This window comes from uncultured Rikenella sp., from assembly GCF_910577125.1.
GTDB lineage: Bacteria > Bacteroidota > Bacteroidia > Bacteroidales > Rikenellaceae > Rikenella.
This window is the reverse complement of sequence record NZ_CAJTMN010000152.1, coordinates 1-3,726: the sequence shown is the minus strand read 5'-3', so window position 1 is coordinate 3,726 and position 3,726 is coordinate 1. Positions and strand designations below refer to the sequence as shown.

General features: G+C 57.5%; 3 protein-coding genes. 2 read left to right on the top strand and 1 reads right to left on the bottom strand.

The genetic code is table 11. The features are described from left to right. Positions 1-242 precede the first annotated feature (242 nt). Positions 243-548 carry a hypothetical protein gene (locus QZ292_RS10000; RefSeq protein WP_294601131.1) on the bottom strand — a complete coding sequence of 102 codons (306 nt, stop codon included), beginning with the start codon at positions 546-548 and terminating at the stop codon, positions 243-245. On the opposite strand from QZ292_RS10000, the gene QZ292_RS09995 reads away from it, so the two are divergent. Both QZ292_RS09995 and QZ292_RS09990 read left to right on the top strand, forming a co-directional pair. After that, positions 527-2,650, top strand: a complete 2,124-nt coding sequence (locus QZ292_RS09995) for a putative porin (RefSeq protein WP_294601129.1) — start codon at positions 527-529, stop codon at positions 2,648-2,650. The two genes, QZ292_RS10000 and QZ292_RS09995, sit on opposite strands and share 22 nt — an antisense overlap. 50 nt (positions 2,651-2,700) lie before the next feature. After that, entirely contained in the window at positions 2,701-3,375 is a 675-nt protein-coding gene (locus QZ292_RS09990; protein WP_294601126.1) for a transglycosylase SLT domain-containing protein, read from the top strand. The last annotated feature ends 351 nt before the right edge of the window (positions 3,376-3,726 follow it).

The window sequence follows — 3,726 nt, the reverse complement described above, 5'->3', positions numbered from 1 at the left end:
AGTTTTGATGATTTCCCTTTTAAGGCGTGGCGCGCGGGCTTGTTAATGCGTTTTTGAGTCGCCCGCGGCCATTCTTGCCGGATTGGCTCACCGCCAATCGGCAGAATATGCCCTTTGTGGCGGGCGGGCGACTTTCGGGCTTTGCCCCGGACGGAACTGCCCTCGGGCCGGGCAGGCCCCACGTCCCGTGGACGGGAAATGCTTCGCATTTCTGCGGCTGTGTCGGTAAAATGGGATAGAGGCTACCTGTTAGGGTAGACCCGGCCATTTGTGAGTGCGACACGCACCGTTTCTTCCGAGAGGCAACGCAACTGAAAACCACCGGCACGGTCATAAGGATTGCTGGGCTGAACCGCATCCTTCACGAAACGCAAATAGACGCCGTTCGTCCCATTGGCCGAAGCAGACCATACTGTGCCCTCGTCGCCGACGCTGAACTGCACGCCCGAGGGATAGCAGCGGAAGCCCGGGGCGGCGACACACCGACTGAAAAACGAAAAAAAGACCTGTTTTACGAACGAAATCGATGGGAAAGTCCCGACGGACATACGATTTGCGCATCGCCCTGATCGGCTTGCTGCTCCTCAGCGTCTTCCCCGCTCGGGGACAGTACGGCAGCGGCACCGTGATCCGCTATCCCGTGGACAACAGCTCCAGCAACTCCTCCGGCCTGCTGCCCAGCCAGATGATCGAGCGCGACACCATCGATAAAGCCAGACGGCCCAAGAAACCCCTCGAATCGTTCTATTTCGACGACTCCACCCGCAAACAGCGCATCTTCGCCTGGACCGTCTCCCTCGACAACAACGATGTCACCCTGAGGGACCTGGACACCACCCTCGCCGACTTCCATATCGATTATCCCTTTATGCGCCAGGGCGTCGGAAGCGCTTCGCTCGGGAACCTCGGCGGCGCAAGCATTCCCCTCGACTACTTCCAGCGGCCCCAGTTCCGCAACTTCTCTTTCGTACAGGCGTGGGCACCCTACCTGATGACACCGGAACAGGTGCTCTTCTATAACGCCAAGATGCCCTACACCAATATCTCCTACCAGATGTCCGGCGAACGGTCGAAAGAAGAACAAATCTTCCACGCCGTCATCTCGCAGAACATTTCGCCCTCCAGCTCCATCAACCTCGAATACAACTCCGACGGGATGCGCGGGCAGTACGAGCGGCAAAAGGCACTCGACCGATATTTCGCCGCCAACTTCGCCCACACCGGGAAACGGTACGCCATCCACGGCGGATACATCTATAACGTCGGCGATATTCAGGAGAACGGCGGGATTCAGGACATGCGCGACGTGATGGACACCGTCTACGACATGACCGAGAACATTCCCGTGCGGCTCGACGGACAGGCCGACGCCCGAAATCAATACAAAGGGCATACGTTCTACTGGACACAGTCGTTTGCCATCCCCCTGCGCCGGCAGCGCGTTTCTGACGACCTGACCCTGTCCGGGATACCGACCATTTATGTCGGTCAGTCCTTCCAGTATACCACCTTCCGCAAAGTCTATTCCGATGCCGTCAAAGCCTCGGACGGCGATCCCGGCGACGGCGGAGAGGGAGACGAACCGGCCGTGCCGCCGTTCTACGACCACTTTTACGTCAGCCCCGACGGAACCTACGACTCCGTGCGGCAGGCCATGACCGACGTCAAACTCTTCATGCAGCTCCAGCCCTACAACCGGAACGGCGTGCTCGGCCTTGTGACCGCCGGAGTGGGAAACGGGTTCAACCGATACTATTACGACGTGCCGGAGCCCTATCGCGGGACTTACGGCAACGGAGGAAAACAGGGTAAAAATTCGATCTACGTCTACGGAGGATTGGAGGGTGCCGTCAGCCGCTACCTGCGCTGGTCGGCCGACGCCAAACTCCACCTGATCGGGTACCGAAGCGGCGATTTCCATGTGGGCGGCAAGTTGTCGCTCGCGGCTTATGTCCGCGAAAAACCGCTGAAATTGGACGCCTCGGTGCGCTTCTCGCTGCGCGAGCCGGACTTCTGGCAGCAGAACTACTTCTCGAACCACTACGCGTGGCTCAACCACTTCTCCAAAGAGAAGACTACGCTCATCACCGCCGCATTCACCGTGCCCGACTACGGAATCGAAGTCGGAGGAAGCTACGCCCTGACCAAAGACAAAGTCTACTACGGGCCGAACGTCGTTCCTCAGCAGCACACCGGAATGCTCAACGTGATGGGGCTTTATCTGCGCAAGGATTTCCGCATCGGCGGACTTCACTTGAATCACAGGGTGCTCATGCAATGGAGTTCCGACCAGACGGTCGCTCCGGTGCCTCTGCTCAGCGCATCGTTATCCTACTTTTTCGGCTTCGACATCGTCCGGAACGTGCTCCACATGCAGATCGGCGTCGACGGACGGTATAATACCGAGTATTATGCCTACGCCTACGATCCGGCCATCGGACAGTTCTATACCCAGGATCGGGTCAAATTGGGGAACTACCCCTCGTTGGACGCCTTCATCACCGCGAAGTGGAAACGGCTGAGGCTGCGGCTCAAACTCCAGCACTGGAACTGCAACCTGTTCGGTGACAACCGCTACTTCGAAGTAGTCGATTATCCCCAGAACCGGATGATGTTCAAGATCGGACTCTCGTGGTCGTTCTACGACTAACGCGGCTCGCATTGGCATGAGAATTGCTCTCCCGACCTAAAAAACGAGGGATGAATCTCAAAAAAATAGGACTTGTTTCTGCATTTCTGCTTGCATCCGATCTGACCTTTGTCGGATGCTCCGGCACCCGTCAGGTGATTGCCTCGGTAGCTCCTACCGCCGAACAGGTGGAGATCGCCAGCCGGGGACAGATATCGCCTTACGACCCCCTGCTGAGGCAGGCCGCCGAAGAGGCCGGGATGGACTGGCGCTTTCTGGCCGCCATCGCCTGTCAGGAATCGCGCTTCGACCCCCACGCCAGATCTCATCGCGGAGCCTTGGGCCTCATGCAGGTGATGGAGAGCGTCGCCACCGACTTCGGCGTCCCGGCCGAACAGCTCATCGACCCGAAAGTCAATATCTCGATGGCCGTGCGGCTGATCCAACGGATCGAAAACACCTTGCGGTTCGGGAACCGGACTTCGGAAGACGACCGGCTGCGGATCATTCTGGCCTGCTACAACGCCGGGATGGGGCACATCAGCGACGCCCGTCGGCTGGCCGTGAAACACGGCGTGAACCACAACTCCTGGAGCCGGCTCAGCGAATATGTATCCATCAAAGGATCACCGGAATGGGTGGACGACGAAGCCGTCCGGAGCGGCGCTTTCGACGGTACCGAAACCCTCCGGTTCGTGGACAAAGTGATGGCCCGATATGCCGAATACTGCGAAAAATATATCTGACGGATATTGCGACGTCGAAAAAAGACGTATATTTGCATTCGGAATGTGCTGCCGGTCGGCCCTTTGCCGCGGAAGACATCCGGTGAAAACAGCATGAAACTGAAATTCGGACATAGCAGAACGGAGGGTTTTTATTCGCCCTTTTATTATTACCGCCGCCGGTTTTTCGGAGAGGGGTCTGCGTCTTCTGTGTCCTTGTAAAACGATTGCTTACCATTTACGCAATATTTGCTAACCAAAGACCCGGCCTCTTCCCTGAAGAGCCGGGCTTTTTGATTTTTAACCGTTCGTTTATTCGTGTCTACCCGCAGGGAACTGCCGCTTTTTGGAAAAAGCGGCACCAAAAACTTT

Excerpts from the sequence above, each read along its gene's own strand:
- QZ292_RS09995 (WP_294601129.1), top strand. The coding sequence starts at position 527 with ATGGGAAAGTCCCGACGGACATACGATTTGCGCATCGCCCTGATCGGC.
- QZ292_RS09990 (WP_294601126.1), top strand. The coding sequence starts at position 2,701 with ATGAATCTCAAAAAAATAGGACTTGTTTCTGCATTTCTGCTTGCATCC.
- QZ292_RS10000 (WP_294601131.1), bottom strand. The coding sequence starts at position 548 with ATGTCCGTCGGGACTTTCCCATCGATTTCGTTCGTAAAACAGGTCTTT.